Origin of the sequence: Lentibacillus sp. L22 (assembly GCF_040812445.1) — a bacterium.
GTDB lineage: Bacteria > Bacillota > Bacilli > Bacillales > Amphibacillaceae > Lentibacillus_C > Lentibacillus_C daqui.
Genome location: NZ_JBFNXI010000016.1, coordinates 31,285 through 46,354, shown reverse-complemented (window position 1 = coordinate 46,354; position 15,070 = coordinate 31,285). Strand labels below are relative to the sequence as shown.

The 15,070-nt window shown below is 44.1% G+C and carries 12 protein-coding genes; 1 reads left to right on the top strand and 11 read right to left on the bottom strand.

All coding sequences use genetic code 11. The features are described from left to right. Nucleotides 1-106: 106 nt before the first annotated feature. Nucleotides 107-559 carry a hypothetical protein gene (locus tag ABRT01_RS09385; protein ID WP_367746885.1) on the top strand — a complete coding sequence of 151 codons (453 nt, stop codon included), beginning with the start codon at nt 107-109 and terminating at the stop codon, nt 557-559. A 43-nt stretch (nt 560-602) separates the two neighbouring features. Here the strand turns inward: ABRT01_RS09385 and ABRT01_RS09380 are convergent, their stop codons facing one another. The 11 genes from ABRT01_RS09380 to ABRT01_RS09330 all read right to left on the bottom strand — a co-directional run bounded on the left by ABRT01_RS09380 (nt 603) and on the right by ABRT01_RS09330 (nt 14,971). Next, nucleotides 603-1,889, bottom strand: a complete 1,287-nt coding sequence (locus ABRT01_RS09380) for a UDP-N-acetylglucosamine 1-carboxyvinyltransferase (RefSeq protein WP_269410554.1) — start codon at nt 1,887-1,889, stop codon at nt 603-605. Between the two features lie 154 nt (nt 1,890-2,043). Then, a complete protein-coding gene (gene fsa, locus ABRT01_RS09375; protein WP_269410555.1) occupies nt 2,044-2,685 on the bottom strand; it encodes a fructose-6-phosphate aldolase in 642 nt (213 codons plus the stop codon). Between the two features lie 170 nt (nt 2,686-2,855). After that, entirely contained in the window at nt 2,856-3,224 is a 369-nt protein-coding gene (locus ABRT01_RS09370) for a response regulator (RefSeq protein ID WP_269410556.1), read from the bottom strand. Nucleotides 3,225-3,410: 186 nt separating this feature from the next. Further along, complete coding sequence (locus ABRT01_RS09365) at nt 3,411-5,018, bottom strand: CTP synthase (protein WP_269410557.1); 1,608 nt, start codon at nt 5,016-5,018, stop codon at nt 3,411-3,413. A 311-nt stretch (nt 5,019-5,329) separates the two neighbouring features. Then, nucleotides 5,330-5,827, bottom strand: coding sequence for a DNA-directed RNA polymerase subunit delta (gene rpoE / locus ABRT01_RS09360; protein ID WP_367746881.1), 498 nt, complete (start codon nt 5,825-5,827; stop codon nt 5,330-5,332). A gap of 470 nt (nt 5,828-6,297) precedes the next feature. Beyond that, nucleotides 6,298-9,543, bottom strand: a complete 3,246-nt coding sequence (icmF, locus tag ABRT01_RS09355; RefSeq protein WP_367746879.1) for a fused isobutyryl-CoA mutase/GTPase IcmF — start codon at nt 9,541-9,543, stop codon at nt 6,298-6,300. 2 nt (nt 9,544-9,545) lie between these two features. Continuing rightward, nucleotides 9,546-10,190 carry a TetR/AcrR family transcriptional regulator gene (locus ABRT01_RS09350; protein ID WP_367746877.1) on the bottom strand — a complete coding sequence of 215 codons (645 nt, stop codon included), beginning with the start codon at nt 10,188-10,190 and terminating at the stop codon, nt 9,546-9,548. A 239-nt stretch (nt 10,191-10,429) separates the two neighbouring features. After that, a complete protein-coding gene (locus ABRT01_RS09345) occupies nt 10,430-11,569 on the bottom strand; it encodes an acyl-CoA dehydrogenase (protein ID WP_269410561.1) in 1,140 nt (379 codons plus the stop codon). Between the two features lie 42 nt (nt 11,570-11,611). Beyond that, entirely contained in the window at nt 11,612-12,754 is a 1,143-nt protein-coding gene (locus ABRT01_RS09340; RefSeq protein WP_367746875.1) for an acyl-CoA dehydrogenase, read from the bottom strand. A 34-nt stretch (nt 12,755-12,788) separates the two neighbouring features. Next, nucleotides 12,789-13,640, bottom strand: coding sequence for a 3-hydroxybutyryl-CoA dehydrogenase (locus ABRT01_RS09335; RefSeq protein ID WP_269410563.1), 852 nt, complete (start codon nt 13,638-13,640; stop codon nt 12,789-12,791). A gap of 152 nt (nt 13,641-13,792) precedes the next feature. Then, the gene (locus ABRT01_RS09330; protein ID WP_269410564.1) at nt 13,793-14,971 is read right to left on the bottom strand and encodes an acetyl-CoA C-acetyltransferase; all 1,179 of its coding nucleotides are present in this window, start codon (nt 14,969-14,971) and stop codon (nt 13,793-13,795) included. Between the last annotated feature and the right edge of the window lie 99 nt (nt 14,972-15,070).

The window sequence follows — 15,070 nt, the reverse complement described above, 5'->3', positions numbered from 1 at the left end:
TTGAGATTTCCACTTCTTAACTTGAAGGTATATACTTTTGAAGAAATGAAGATTTGTCGGAAGCTATGATAGAGGATGTTCAACACTGGCAAGACAAGCCCAATTAATGAATCACCAAGATATGAACCTTGCCTTTGGACAGCCTTATTTGAACAGCCTTAATAGAAGTTTTATAAATTATATTAACCAATATGAACCCTTATTAAACATCTACTATATTACCTTTTTCAGCGGAATTATTCAACTCTATTTTAAAAAAACAACGGAACTGGTAGAAAAAGAGTGGCATCAAGAGGCAGTACCTGGCAGGAATAAATCATTGCATCGATGGAGCCCGCAAGATTCATACCCGCTAACATGGCAAGTACTTGCAGCCTCGCTTTACTTAGCACGCATTAAGATATTGGCCGTTGTTTGGGATCGGCCACATGATAAAAATGGATTGGAAAACTATAGAGAATGGATGTGCGACCGGCTGAATCATCCCCCACTTCTAAGCGTTATCAAACCAACAAACTCTGAAGCGGGGGATAAACGGCCTGTCACAACGCCGAACTGACCTACGACCTATAGCCCTGTGTCCGGCTCCGGCGCCTTTGTTGTTACGAATTCTGAAACTGTTCTATTTCCTGGGCGCTCATTTCTTCGCGCCAAACATTTGCCCCTAGGTTAGTTAGTTTTTCTGTTATTCTCTGGTATCCCCGGTCAATGTGCTCCAGACCCGTTATTTCGGTAATTCCCTCGGCCATTAAACCAGCTATAATCAGCGCGGCACCAGCACGTAAATCAGTTGCCTTTACCCGTGCACTTTCCAATTGTACCGGACCGGAAACAATAGCCGATCCACCTTCTACTTTTATTACCGCATTCATCCGCCTTAGTTCATCTATATGTTTTAGCCTGGCTGAATAAATTGTATCAGTTACAACCCCTGTATTGACGGCCTTTGTCAATAATGTGGTAATCGGCTGTTGCAGATCGGTTGGAAAACCAGGGTATACAAGCGTTTTGATGTCCACACTTTTCAACGGCTGCTTGGACGCTATCAGCAACTGTTCTTCCCCTTCTTCTACAGTCACACCCATTTCCCGCAATTTGGCAAGTAAGGATTCCAAGTGTTGGGAAATGACATTGTCAATAATAACCTCATCACCAACTGCCGCGGCAGCTATCGCATATGTGCCTGCCTCAATACGGTCAGGGATAATCGTATGCCGGCAGCCATGCAATGATGGAACACCTTCAATCCGGATGACATCGGTACCTACCCCTTTGATTTTGGCTCCCATGTTCGTCAACAGTGTTGCTACATCAATAATCTCCGGTTCCTTTGCAGCATTTTCAATCACCGTTTTTCCTTTAGCCTTCACTGCGGCAAGCATAATATTAATCGTTGCCCCAACACTGACAACATCCAAATAAATTCTTGCCCCTCTTAATTCCTCTGCACGTAAATAGATGGCACCCTGTTCATTCGTTACTTTGGCACCTAATGCCTCAAACCCCTTAATATGTTGATCAATTGGTCTTGGACCTAAATGGCAGCCACCCGGAAGACCGATTACAGCCTGTTTAAATTTACCCAGCATGGCTCCCATAAAATAGTAAGATGCCCTGAGTTTCTTCACTTTTCCATTGGGCAATGGCATGGATATCATATGTTCAGGCTTAATATGTATCGTTTGGTTATCCCATGATACCTCACCGCCAATTTCTTTGAGCAGTTCACCAAGATTGTAAACATCAGAAATCTTCGGTAGTCCTTCAATTGTTACTTCGGAATCAGCTAATATTGCGGCCGGCAACAGTGCTACAGCGCTATTTTTTGCACCGCTTATCCGCACCTTGCCATTTAACCGATGACCGCCCTCGACTAACATTTTTTGCAATTGGAAAACCCGCCTTTTGAGTCGTTCAAAAATCACTTTTGAACACACATATGTTGTTGATTATCGTCAAACAAGAAAGCGATAAGCAGCTACCATATTAGTAGCAGCTTCCGCCTTTGTATTTAGCTTGCTCAGTTTTTCCAGTTTCATGCAGTTATTTTGCATTTTTCCAGTCATCAAGGAATTTTTGGATACCTTGATCGGTTAATGGATGTTTAACTAACTGTGATAATACTTTGAATGGAATGGTGGCGATATGTGCACCGTTTAGCGCTGCGTCTGTCACATGCATGGGGTGTCTGATTGATGCAGCAATAATTTCGGTTGCAATGCCATGGCGATCGAAAATTTCCGCGATTGTGGCCACTAAATCCATCCCTTGCTGGCCAATATCATCCAAACGGCCAAGGAAAGGTGAAACATAGCTAGCCCCGGCACGTGCCGCCAGCAAAGCCTGATTAGCATTAAAAATCAAGGTTACATTCGTTTTAATATTCAAGTCGCTAAATGCTTTGACCGCTTTTAAACCTTCCAAAGTCATTGGTACCTTAACCGTAATATTTGGAGCGATCGCAGCCAGTTCTTTCCCTTCTTTAATCATACCTTCTGCATCCTCAGAAATAACTTCAGCACTTACCGAACCGGAAACCTCTGCAGTAATTTCCCTGAGACGGTCATGGAACGAAACACCTTCTTTCGCAACCAGACTTGGGTTTGTTGTAACACCTGCCAGGATGCCGAGCGCATTTGCCTCACGAATTTCTTCAATGTTGGCTGTATCAACAAAAAATTTCACCAGAATCATCCTCCCGTATTCACTTATTAAAACTTTCTGTACCGATTCAACTATACTATTAGAATACCAACTCACGACCTCCGTGGCAACAAATTAAATTAGATGAAACATGATTTTAGCAGGAGCCATTGCCTGTTAAACAGGGTTTTTGACAGGAACAATCGTTTTTTTTATTTCCCTTGCCCAATAATACCATTGGTGATAGAACAAATATCAGTGATGTTAAATGGCTTGGAAATAACTTCTTTAACATTCGGATAATCCGCAAACTTTTTGGTTACCTCTTCTGCAAGACCGCTCATAATAATTGCTGGAACGCTTATGTTTTCCTGTTTGAGACGTCTAATCACTTCCGAACCATCGATCACAGGCAATTTGTAATCAAGCATAAGCAAATCAAATGTTTTTTGAAATAATTGATCCAGTGCTTCCTTCCCTGTTTCTGCCGTCGCAACACGATAACCCTCATTTTTTAAAACTTCCACTAATAATAATCGTATACCAGGTTGATCATCAACAACTAATATCGACTTCTGCATAGACTCCAACCATCCTTATATGCACAATTCTATATCTCTCACTATGTTATTTCGCTATAAACGCTTGAGAATCCTCTTTTTACAGACAAAAAACTGGTGAGCCGGTAAAAGATCTCAGGTTTCAACACGCTCGATTATCCAGGAACCTGAGTCGAATTTTTACCAATCCTAGCCCACCAGATATAATTATTTTGATTGCTGTTTAATTGCTGCCTCGACAAATCCGGCAAACAATGGCTGTGGTCTGGTTGGACGCGATTTAAACTCCGGATGGAATTGACAAGCAATAAACCATGGGTGATCGCTTAACTCAATTGTTTCGACCAATCGACCATCCGGGCTTGTACCGGAAAAGACAAAGCCGTTCTCTTCCATAACTTTACGATATTCATTGTTAAATTCATACCGGTGACGATGTCGCTCATAGACCAGATCTTCCCCGTTATAGTCGGCCTTTGTTTGCGTTCCGTCCTGCAATTTGCACGGATAGCTCCCCAAGCGTAATGTCCCACCCAACTCGGAAATATTCTTCTGCTCTGGCAGTAAATCAATAATCGGGTGTGGTGTATCCGGGTCAATTTCAGCAGAATGCGCCCCATGAAGCCCTGCAACATGTCGCGCAAATTCAACCGTAGCTAGCTGCATACCTAAGCAAATACCGAAAAACGGAATGTTATTTTCCCTGGCATAGCGAATGGCTTCCATCTTTCCATCAATTCCCCGATCGCCAAAACCGCCGGGAACTAAAATTCCATCTACTTGATTAAGCTCTTGATGCATGGATTCCTGGTCAAGTTTCTCCGCGTTGATCCATTGAATGTCGATATCTGTGTCATACAGGAATCCGGCATGCTTCAATGATTCTACCACCGAGATATATGCATCCGGCAGCTCAACATATTTTCCGACAAGACCAATGGTTACTGTCCTCTGTAAATGACGGACCTTATCCACCAATTGATTCCATTCTTGCATATCGGCCGGATGGCAATCCAACCCGAAGTGATCACAGGTTATTTGATCCAAATGCTGCTCTTGAAGGGCAATTGGCACCTGGTAAAGGGTATCCGCGTCACGCATCTCAATAACCGATTCTTTTTTAATATCGCAGAACAAGGCAATCTTATCTTTCATTTCCTGACTAATCGCAAATTCTGTCCGTAAAATAATCACATCAGGCTGAATACCTAATGAACGCAATTCTTTCACACTATGCTGCGTTGGTTTGGTCTTCATTTCTCCGGCAGCCTTGATGTATGGAACAAGGGTACAGTGCAAATACATGACATGATCGCGACCAATATCACTTTTAATCTGGCGGATTGCCTCAAGGAATGGCAATGATTCAATGTCTCCCACTGTCCCGCCAATTTCGGTAATCACAACATCGGCCTTCGTTGCTTGTCCGGCACGAAATACCTGTTCCTTGATTTCATCGGTGATATGTGGAATAACCTGGACGGTGCCACCCAAATAATCTCCTCGGCGTTCTTTCCTGATTACACTGGAATAAACCTTTCCTGTTGTAATATTGCTATATTTATTCAAATTAATGTCGGTAAACCGTTCATAATGTCCCAAATCCAAATCGGTCTCGGCACCATCTTCAGTAACAAACACTTCTCCATGCTGATAAGGACTCATCGTGCCAGGATCAACATTGATATATGGGTCAAACTTTTGGATTGTTACTTTAAGTCCCCTATTTTTCAATAACCTTCCTAATGATGCCGCTGTAATTCCTTTACCAAGCGATGATACAACACCGCCCGTTACGAAAATGTACTTTGTCACTGCAATCCCTCTTTCTTCTATACTGTATAGCGTATTGCTTGGTTGTTGGAAAGCTGCTTACCACTCATTAATGTGCGTAAACCCGCGCCATTTAAAACAAAAAAAGCGAGGCGCCGGGCGTAAAAAGGTTAAGTAAAAACGAAAAGCGCTCCCCCATGTTGGAGGAACGCTTTATAAATTAAATTAAAGAGCCCAATAAGCATTGTACTCATGTCGCATGAAAAAGTCAAGCTGTCATTTCAGGGTTTGCGAATATATGAAACATGAACCTGACATCATTCGCAAAAGGTTTTGGCCGTTAAAGTAGCACCTTATTTCGTTTCTTTTTCCGTATCTTCCTCTTCTTCGTCTTCTTCTTCAACATCGAAAGACTCATCATCAAAATCATCGTAGTCCTCTTCTGATTCATCCAATTCAAAATCACCGATCACTTCATCAAGATCTTCATCAACAACGTCCAACTCTTCTGATTCGTATGGCTCTTGTTCCACTTTCTTCTTTTTCTTGGACTTCTTCTTTTTCTTTGGCTCGGTTGGGATTTCTTCATCAATTTGTTCCACCGGATACCAGCGTTTTAACCCCCACATGTTGGAACCAAGGGTCATGAACCGGCCATCAATATTTAAATCAGTATAGAACTGCGCAATAAATTGTTTCTTTTGTTCATCGGTATACCCTTTGATCTCCGCAATTTTTGCAAAAACATCCCGAAAATTGGTTGCTTTTTTTTCATCCAGCAAAATCAAATTTGCCAACTCAATCATCGACATACCTGCTAATTGTTCGCGGCTATAACTGTTCAAGCTCACGGTTACGCACTTCCTTTTTCCTAGTATTTTACGGCTTCAGCCAGCGAAGCATCCTATTTATAATCAATTCAATTATTTATAATCATAATCTTCCATTTTAACCTCTTTACATATAAACCATACCTTTTATTAAAACACATCGAGCCTGAATATGCTAGGAAAAAATGAAAATCCAGCTATAATAAAGGTCTATCAACCAATGATGCATTCATATCAACTGTAGTAGTGCAGCTATCAACCTCATTCGAGTAAGTATCAGCCTGCTTTGCCGGGTATCAACCCCGAAATGCGATTATCGACCAGGTTTGCTTGGATATCAACCGCGGGAGCACGAATATCGACCGCCAGCATCGACAACCACTTCCCGCAAAAAACACACGCCAAACGACAATCCATTTGGCGTGTAACATACTTTTCCTATTTGACCCTACGTCATCCGGTTTCCGACCTCTGGCATCTCATCTCCGCCCTTACATATTTCTCCGATACTGTCCGCCAACTTCATACAATGCATTAGTAATTTGACCAAGGCTGGCAACTTTGACTGTTTCCATCAACTCGGCAAAAATGTTCCCATTGGATGAAGCAACATGTTTCAACCGTTTCAAAGCTGCATCTACTTCATTTTGATGTGCCTGCTGAAACTGCTGTAACTCATTGATTTGATGCTCTTTTTCTTCCGTTGACGAACGGGCAAGTTCCATTGAATCGATTTCTTCCTCAGATGGCGGGTTTGGACTAAGATACGTATTGACCCCGATGATCGGTAATTCCCCAGAATGTTTTTTGCCTTCATAGTAAAGAGATTCCGATTGAATTTTACCACGCTGATATTGCCGTTCCATTGCACCAAGCACACCGCCGCGATCATTCATGTTTTCAAATTCCTGTAACACTGCTTCCTCCACAAGATCGGTTAATTCCTCGACTATAAAAGAGCCCTGGATTGGATTTTCATTTTTTGTCAGACCGAACTCCTTGTTGATAATCATTTGAATCGCCATCGCCCGTCGTACGGATTCTTCTGTTGGTGTGGTAATTGCTTCGTCATAGGAATTCGTGTGCAAGGAATTACAGTTATCCTGAATCGCCAATAACGCTTGCAATGTGGTGCGGATATCATTAAACTGAATCTCCTGCGCATGCAGCGATCGTCCGGATGTTTGCACATGGTATTTCAATTTTTGACTCCGTTCGTTGGCACCGTACTTCTCCCGCATGGCGATTGCCCAAATCCTTCGCGCCACCCGGCCAATGACGGTATATTCCGGATCCAGTCCATTTGAGAAAAAGAAGGACAGATTTTTGGCAAACTTATTGACATCCATTCCCCGGCTCAAATAATATTCCACATAAGTAAACCCATTAGCCAGTGTAAAAGCCAGCTGGGTGATTGGATTAGCTCCAGCTTCGGCAATATGATATCCGGAAATCGACACCGAGTAATAATTCCGGACTTTTTTATCAATGAAGTACTGCTGAATATCCCCCATCATTCGTAAAGCAAATTCCGTGGAAAAGATACACGTGTTTTGCCCCTGATCTTCTTTTAAAATATCCGCCTGAACTGTTCCGCGGACAACTGCCAAAGTATCATCTCGCAATTGTTCATATTCCTGCCTGTTTGGTTCCCGGCCATTTTCTTCTTTGAATTTTTCCAGCTGCTGGTCAATCGCAGTGTTAAAATACATAGCTAAAATAATCGGTGCCGGTCCGTTAATGGTCATCGAAACTGATGTTAATGGATCGGTTAAATCAAATCCGGCATACAGCTTCTTCATATCTTCCAATGTACAAATATTAACCCCGCTTTCGCCAACCTTTCCGTAAATATCCGGCCGGTAAGCAGGATCTTCTCCATAAAGTGTTACAGAATCAAATGCGGTCGATAACCGTTTTGCCTCCGAATTCTTGGACAGGTAATGAAAGCGACGATTGGTACGTTCCGGCGTTCCTTCTCCGGCAAACTGTCGGGTTGGATCTTCCCCTTTTCGTTTGAATGGAAAAACACCCGCCGTGAATGGAAACGCACCAGGAACATTTTCTTTTAATAACCAGGTTAGCCGCTCACCCCAATCGGTATATTTGGGAAAAGCGATTTTGGGGATCTTTAACCCCGATAGTGATTCCGTTACAATATCCATTTCAATCTCTTTATCTCGAACCGCAAATGTCATTTTATCCTGACTGTAACTTGCTTTCGTTTCGTCCCAACTATCGAGCAGCTTTTTCGACTTCGCATCAAGTGCTTCTTCCAGGGAACCAATTTTTTCCTCAATCTTGGAAACGTCTGCGTTCTCGTCAAGAATATCTTTGGCCCCGTGAAGTTGATAAAGTTTGCGGGCAACATCACTTTGCCGTTTGACATTGGCATGATAATTCCGTACATGTGTGGCAATTTCCCGCAAATAATGGCGTCGTTCATTGGTAATAATCATGTTTTGTTTTTCTGCAATCGTATGCCGATCGAAATCAACCTCAACATTCCAATCATACTTCTCATTTAATGTATCGATGATCGAGGCAAATAGGGCATTGGTACCCTGGTCATTGAATTGACTGGCAATCGTGCCGAACACTGGATACTTGGTTGGGTCTTGATGAAACAGCATATGGCTGCGTTCATACTGTTTGCGGACTTGATTCAGTGCATCTTCTGACCCTTTTTGTTCAAATTTATTAATGACAATGAAATCAGCGTAATCAATCATATCAATCTTTTCCAATTGCGATGGTGCGCCAAATTCGGCCGTCATCACATACATCGACAGGTTCGTCACATCGGTAACGGCCGCATTACCTTGCCCAATCCCACTGGTTTCGACAATGATAAAATCATAGCCTGCCGCTTTGACAACATCAATCGCATCCTGAATCGCTTTTGATAATTCCGTACCGGAGTCCCTTGTCGCCAGTGATCGCATGTAAACACGTTCGTTAAAAATGGCATTCATACGAATCCGGTCCCCAAGCAACGCTCCACCGGTTTTTCGCTTGGTTGGATCAATCGAAATGATCGCCATTTTTTTAGCTGGTACGCCATGAATAAAACGCCGAATTAATTCATCGGTCAATGAACTTTTACCAGCCCCGCCTGTACCGGTGATTCCAAGCACTGGCGTATCATATTCTGATGCTTTTTTTCTGATTTCCTTCAGCACCGCCTGTTTCTCCTGATCATCTACTTCCTTGCTCTCCACATAAGAAATAAACTTCGCGATTGCTCCACGGTCTCCATGCAACAGCTTCTCCTGATCTTTCTTCACATGAATTGGCGGCACAAAATCGCACTTTTCCAAAATCCGGTTAATCATGCCTTGCAGTCCATACTTTCTTCCGTCCTCCGGGGAAAATATCCAGGTGACACCATATTCGTGTAACTCCTTGATTTCCCGTGGCAGAATGGTTCCACCGCCGCCGCCGACAACTTTAATGTGTCCGGCACCAAGCTCTTTCAATAAATCAACCATGTATTTGAAATATTCCACATGTCCGCCTTGGTATGAGGAGATGGCAATTCCCTGAACATCCTCCTGAATGGCCGCATGCACCACATCTTCCACCGATCGGTTATGTCCCAAATGAATCACTTCTGCACCACTGGATTGCATTATTCGCCGCATAATGTTAATCGATGCATCATGACCGTCAAACAGACTGGAAGCAGATACAATACGGACAGGATTTTTCGGATAATACACGTCTGGACTTTCCATGGTTATGCGCCTCCTGTTAATTGTTTTGTTTCGTTTTCCACACGCAGGCTCCTTAACAAATATTCAATTTGACCGTTCGTATATTCCTCAAGGGTAAATTGCTTTTGCAGGATCCATCGTCTAAATCCCCACATCTGTCCCTGCACAAAAATATTGTTTGCCAGCAGTTCGGCATCCTGTTTAGATATAGCCTGGGGCAAACATGCAGTTAGTGCACGTTCAAGAATAGTTACCATATCCCGTTCCTTCTTAATAACATAGTCCCGGGAATCTTTTTTCAGCGATTTGACCTCCTGATACAGGATCAGTACCTCTTCCTGCAAATCATCCATCAAACGAAAATAGGAACGCATCATTGAAATAAAGTTTTCTATTGACGGGGAAGCCAAATCGATAATCGCCTCCAGCTGATGACGTACCTGATGGTGAATCGAATCGACGACAAGGAATAAAATATCTTCTTTTGTCCGGATATATTCATACAACGTCCCAATGCTAAAGCCGGATGCCTTGGCGATTTCCTTCGTAGTTGTCCGGTGAAAGCCTTTCTCTTTAAACAGTGTAATTGCACCTTGAATCATTTGCTTACGCCGTTTTTCGATCAATTCATGGTCTTTTACAGAGGAAAGAATTTGCTTATCGGTCATAAAACTCCTCCCTTCGTTGGATGGCTCCCTTGCCCGCGGCCCAAATACACTTCGCTTTCCGTGGGTGCTCCTTGCCCCGGCAAGGGGTATGCCGACGTTGGCCGCAAAGGCCGTTTTTAGTCGGCCTTCCTTAAGTACCTCGCTGTGGGGTCTCACTCTGGCCACTGTTCCCACAGGAGTCTACGTGTATTCGGGCCGCTCAGTGTTCTAAAAACCTTTTCTCTATTCAAAGAAATCCGTTATTTCGTCAGCATTCTGCCAATGACCAGGCGTTGTACTTCGTTGGTTCCTTCATAGATTTGGGTTATTTTTGCATCGCGCATAAATCGCTCAACAGGGTAATCTTTTGTATAGCCATAGCCGCCAAACACTTGGACAGCTTCTACGGTAACGTTCATGGCCGTATCACCGGCAAACAATTTGGACATAGCCGATGCTTTTCCATACGGTTGGCCCTGCGATTCCAGCCATGCAGCCTGATAGGTTAACAGACGGGCGGCTTCTATCTCCGTTGCCATATCCGCCAATTTAAATGAGATACCTTGATTACGGGCGATTGGTTTACCGAATTGCTCCCGTTCCTTCGCATAGCCAACCGCAGCATCAAGTGCGCCTTGTGCGATTCCAACAGCTTGAGCAGCAATACCATTACGTCCGCCATCAAGTGTGGACATGGCAATTTTAAACCCTTCACCTTCTGCACCAAGCAGGTTTTCTTTAGGAATGCGGCAGTTTTCAAAAATCAGTTCCGTTGTAGTCGATGAGCGAATGCCTAATTTCTTTTCCTTTTTGCCAAATGTGAAGCCTGGTGTTCCTTTTTCCACAATAAAGGCACTGACCCCCTTATGCTTGGCATCCGGATTGGTTTTGGCAAAGACGATATAAATATCAGCAACTCCGCCATTGGTAATCCAAACCTTATTCCCGTTTAGCACATAATCGTCTCCGTCCCTTTTGGCAACGGTTTTCATCGAGGCCGCATCACTGCCTGCACCTGGTTCGGACAAGGCATAAGCGCCCAGCGATTCGCCAGTTGCCAGCCGGGTTAGAAATGTCTGCTTTTGCTTCTCATTACCATATTTGTAAATCGGCCAGCTGCAAAGTGATAGATGGGCGGAAAGCGTTACCCCTGTAGAGGCACAAACTCGCGATAATTCTTCTACCGCGATGACATAGCTGACAAAATCCGCACCAATCCCGCCATATTCCTCTGGCCACGGGATCCCGGTCAAGCCAAGTTCTGCCATCTTGTCAAAAATCCCCCGGTCAAATCGTTCTTCCTCATCACGTTCAGCAGCAGTTGGTTCTACGTCCTTTTTTGCAAAATCGCGAACCATTTTCCTGAGCATTTCTTGTTCTTCTGTTAATTGAAAGTTCATCGTTCTACCCTCCTGCATATTGTAAGCCTTCACGTTCGACAGCTATTTGCGTAAAAGTTCTCTTGCAATGACCATATGCTGAATTTCGTTTGTTCCTTCATAGATTTCGGTGATTTTTGCATCCCGAAACAGCCGTTCAACCGGATAATCCTCGGTATAGCCGTACCCACCATAAATCTGCACCGCTTCAATTGCTGTATTTCTGGCTGTCTTGGAGGCATACATTTTTGCCATGGACACTTCTTTGGCACAAGGCACATCTTGCTCGACCAATGATGCAGCATGATAGACTAATAGTTTTGCCGCTTCCACTTGTGTTGCCATGTCGGCAAGTTTAAAGGAAACACCTTGCTGTCTGGCGATCGGGCGGCCAAATTGTTCCCGTTCTTTGGCATAGGAAACCGCCAATTCAAGTGCCGCATCAGCAATTCCCAACGCCTGTGCGGCAATCCCGATTCTGCCAACATTCAGGTTAGCCATAGCGATATTAAAACCGTCACCTTCCTTGCCAAGCAATTGTTCTTGTGGCACGGCACAATGATCAAATGTTAGCTCCACCGTGTTTGAGCCATGCAGCCCCATTTTTCGTTCCGGCTTACCAATCATTAATCCTGGTGTACCTTTTTCGACAATAAATGCACTAATCCCTTTTTTCCCTTGTTCATCACCTGTTCTGGCAAAAGTGATATATGTATCTGCTTCGCCACCATTGGTAATAAACATTTTGGAACCGTTTAAAATATAGTGGTCATCATCCTTTTTTGCCATTGTCTTGAGACTTGCCGCATCAGATCCGGAACTGGGTTCAGTCAAAGCAAATGCACCCAAATATTCACCTGCTGCAAGTTTAGGCAGGTAGTAGTTTTTTTGCATTTCATTACCAAAATAACGGATTGGATTGGTTCCAACCGATGTATGAACCGACAAGATAACGCCAAGTGTTGCACTTACTTTTGACAACTCATGAATCGCGATAATGTAAGCGGGAAAATCCATACCACTGCCACCATATTTTTCCGGAAGCGGGATCCCCATCAGGCCAAGCTCTCCCATCCGTTTCACCAATTCTCTTGGAAAGCGGTCCTCCTTCTCCATCCGGGCTACTTCCCTTTCGACTTCTTTCTGTGCGAAGGCGCGAACCATCTGACGCATCATTTCCTGTTCTTCAGAAAAGTGCATTTTCATACATGCTCCCCCTTGTATGTAAAGCCATGTTGTTTTAATTGTATTGGTAAAAGCCGCGACCGGATTTTTTGCCTAACCAGCCCGCATTGACGTACTTCCGAAGCAATGGACATGGACGATATTTGCTATCACCAAACCCTTCATGAAGCACCTCCATGATATATAGACAAGTATCCAGGCCAATAAAGTCAGCCAAGGTTAACGGCCCCATCGGATGGTTCATACCAAGTTTCATAACGGTATCAATATCTTCAACAGACGCTACCCCTTCATGCAGGGCATACACTGCTTCATTTATCATTGGCATTAAAATACGATTGGCTGCAAACCCTGGAAGGTCACTTACTTCCACCGATGTCTTCCCCAGTTGTTCAGCCATATTGGCAATTTGCCGGTATGTCGCATCACTTGTTTGCAGGCCACGAATAATTTCCACGAGTTTCATAACTGGAACCGGATTCATAAAATGCATACCGATCACCTGGTCAGGCCGGTTTGTTGTAGCGGCAATTTCCGTAATTGGCAGTGATGATGTATTCGTCGCCAAAATCGTGTGGGCTGGTGTCACTTGATCCAATTCCGTAAACACTTTTGCTTTGACATCCATATTTTCTACAACTGCTTCAATGACCAAATCACATGAAGCAGCATCAGTTAGTGTCGCCGATTTGTGTAGCCGGTTTAATGTTTCTGTTTTATCCGCTTCACTGATCCGCTGTTTGTCGACAGACCTGGTCAGTAGTTTTTCAATCGTGCTTAATCCTTTATCCAATGCCTGCTCACTCATATCATGTAAATATACGTTAAATCCGGACTGGGCACAGACCTGGGCAATCCCAGCCCCCATTTGCCCAGCCCCGATCACCATGACGTTTGTAATATCCATTCGTTTTTCCCCTTTCTTTATTACTACGAAAGAATTCCTGCCTATTTGTGAACTGCGGCGAAAGTATGCCGAACTCCGGCGAATTTTTGTCAAACTTCGGCGAAAATGTATCGAATTCCGGCGAAAATATGTCGAACTTCGGCTTTTCGCTATTAAACCTCCACCAGGATTGCATCGCCTTGCCCGCCGCCACTGCAAATGGCCGCAACTCCTAATCCGCCGCCGCGACGTTTCAATTCGTGAATCAAGGTTAAAATAATCCGGGCTCCGCTGGCACCAATTGGATGGCCGAGTGCAACTGCCCCGCCATTTACATTAACTTTTTCCATGTCAATCCCGGCTATTTTTCCACTTGCCAGCGAAACAACAGCGAATGCTTCGTTGATCTCGTACAAATCAATATCGTCTTTGGAATAGCCCGTCTTCTCCAGTAATTTATTGATGACACGTCCCGGAGTTTCCGGGAAGTTCTCCGCTTCAACTGCTACTTCGGCGTGACCAAGAATGGTTGCCATTGGTGTTTTTCCCAAATTTGCTGCCTTTTCATCGGACATTACTACAAAGGCACACGCCCCGTCATTCACGCCTGGTGCATTCCCCGCTGTCACCGTCCCATCCGGGTCAAACGCTGGAGACAATGCCGCCAGTTTATCCAGACTGGTATCCTTTCGTGGTGCTTCATCGGTATCAACAATAATTGATTCTCCCTTTCGTTGTGGCACCTCCAATGGCACAATTTCTTCAGCAAATTTGCCATCCTCGATTGCTTTAATCGCCCGCTGATGGCTGCGGAGTGCCCATTCATCCTGCCCTTCTCTGGATAATCCGAATTTTTCTGCCGTCGAATTGCCGTAATTCCCCATATGAATGCCTCTAAAGGAACATGTCAGGCCATCATGAACCATCATATCAACTACCTTTTTATCACCCATCCGATTGCCCCAGCGTGCATCAGGCAGATAATAAGGGGCATTGCTCATGCTCTCCATCCCCCCGGCAACAATCGTATCCTCATCACCGAGGCGAATGAGCTGATCGGCCAGAGTTACACTGCGCAATCCAGAGGCACATACTTTGTTAATCGTTTCTGTTTTGACATCCCATGGAACCCCTGCTTCACGAGCCGCCTGCCGTGATGGGATTTGGCCTTGACCACCTTGTAGCACTGTCCCCATTATCACTTCATCGATCTCTGTTCCCGGTAAACCTGCACGATCCAATGCAGCACTGATTGACTTCCCTCCTAATTGGGCAGCTGTAAACGGTGTTAATACGCCGCCAAACTTACCAAAGGGGGTGCGTGCTCCTGATACAATAACTGATTTTCTCATTATGACCCATTCCTTTCTATCGGAGTTTATCGAAGTTTACTAGTTTTGTTAACGCTTTCTATAATTGATTGAACGCTCGCTCACTGTAGAGGTACTATA

Bases quoted from the DNA above. Each gene is read 5' to 3' on its own strand.
- ABRT01_RS09345 (WP_269410561.1), bottom strand. From the start codon at position 11,569: ATGAACTTTCAATTAACAGAAGAACAAGAAATGCTCAGGAAAATGGTT.
- icmF (WP_367746879.1), bottom strand. From the start codon at position 9,543: ATGGAAAGTCCAGACGTGTATTATCCGAAAAATCCTGTCCGTATTGTA.
- ABRT01_RS09335 (WP_269410563.1), bottom strand. From the start codon at position 13,640: ATGGATATTACAAACGTCATGGTGATCGGGGCTGGGCAAATGGGGGCT.
- ABRT01_RS09350 (WP_367746877.1), bottom strand. From the start codon at position 10,190: ATGACCGATAAGCAAATTCTTTCCTCTGTAAAAGACCATGAATTGATC.
- ABRT01_RS09385 (WP_367746885.1), top strand. From the start codon at position 107: ATGAATCACCAAGATATGAACCTTGCCTTTGGACAGCCTTATTTGAAC.
- ABRT01_RS09330 (WP_269410564.1), bottom strand. From the start codon at position 14,971: ATGAGAAAATCAGTTATTGTATCAGGAGCACGCACCCCCTTTGGTAAG.
- ABRT01_RS09370 (WP_269410556.1), bottom strand. From the start codon at position 3,224: ATGCAGAAGTCGATATTAGTTGTTGATGATCAACCTGGTATACGATTA.
- ABRT01_RS09340 (WP_367746875.1), bottom strand. From the start codon at position 12,754: ATGAAAATGCACTTTTCTGAAGAACAGGAAATGATGCGTCAGATGGTT.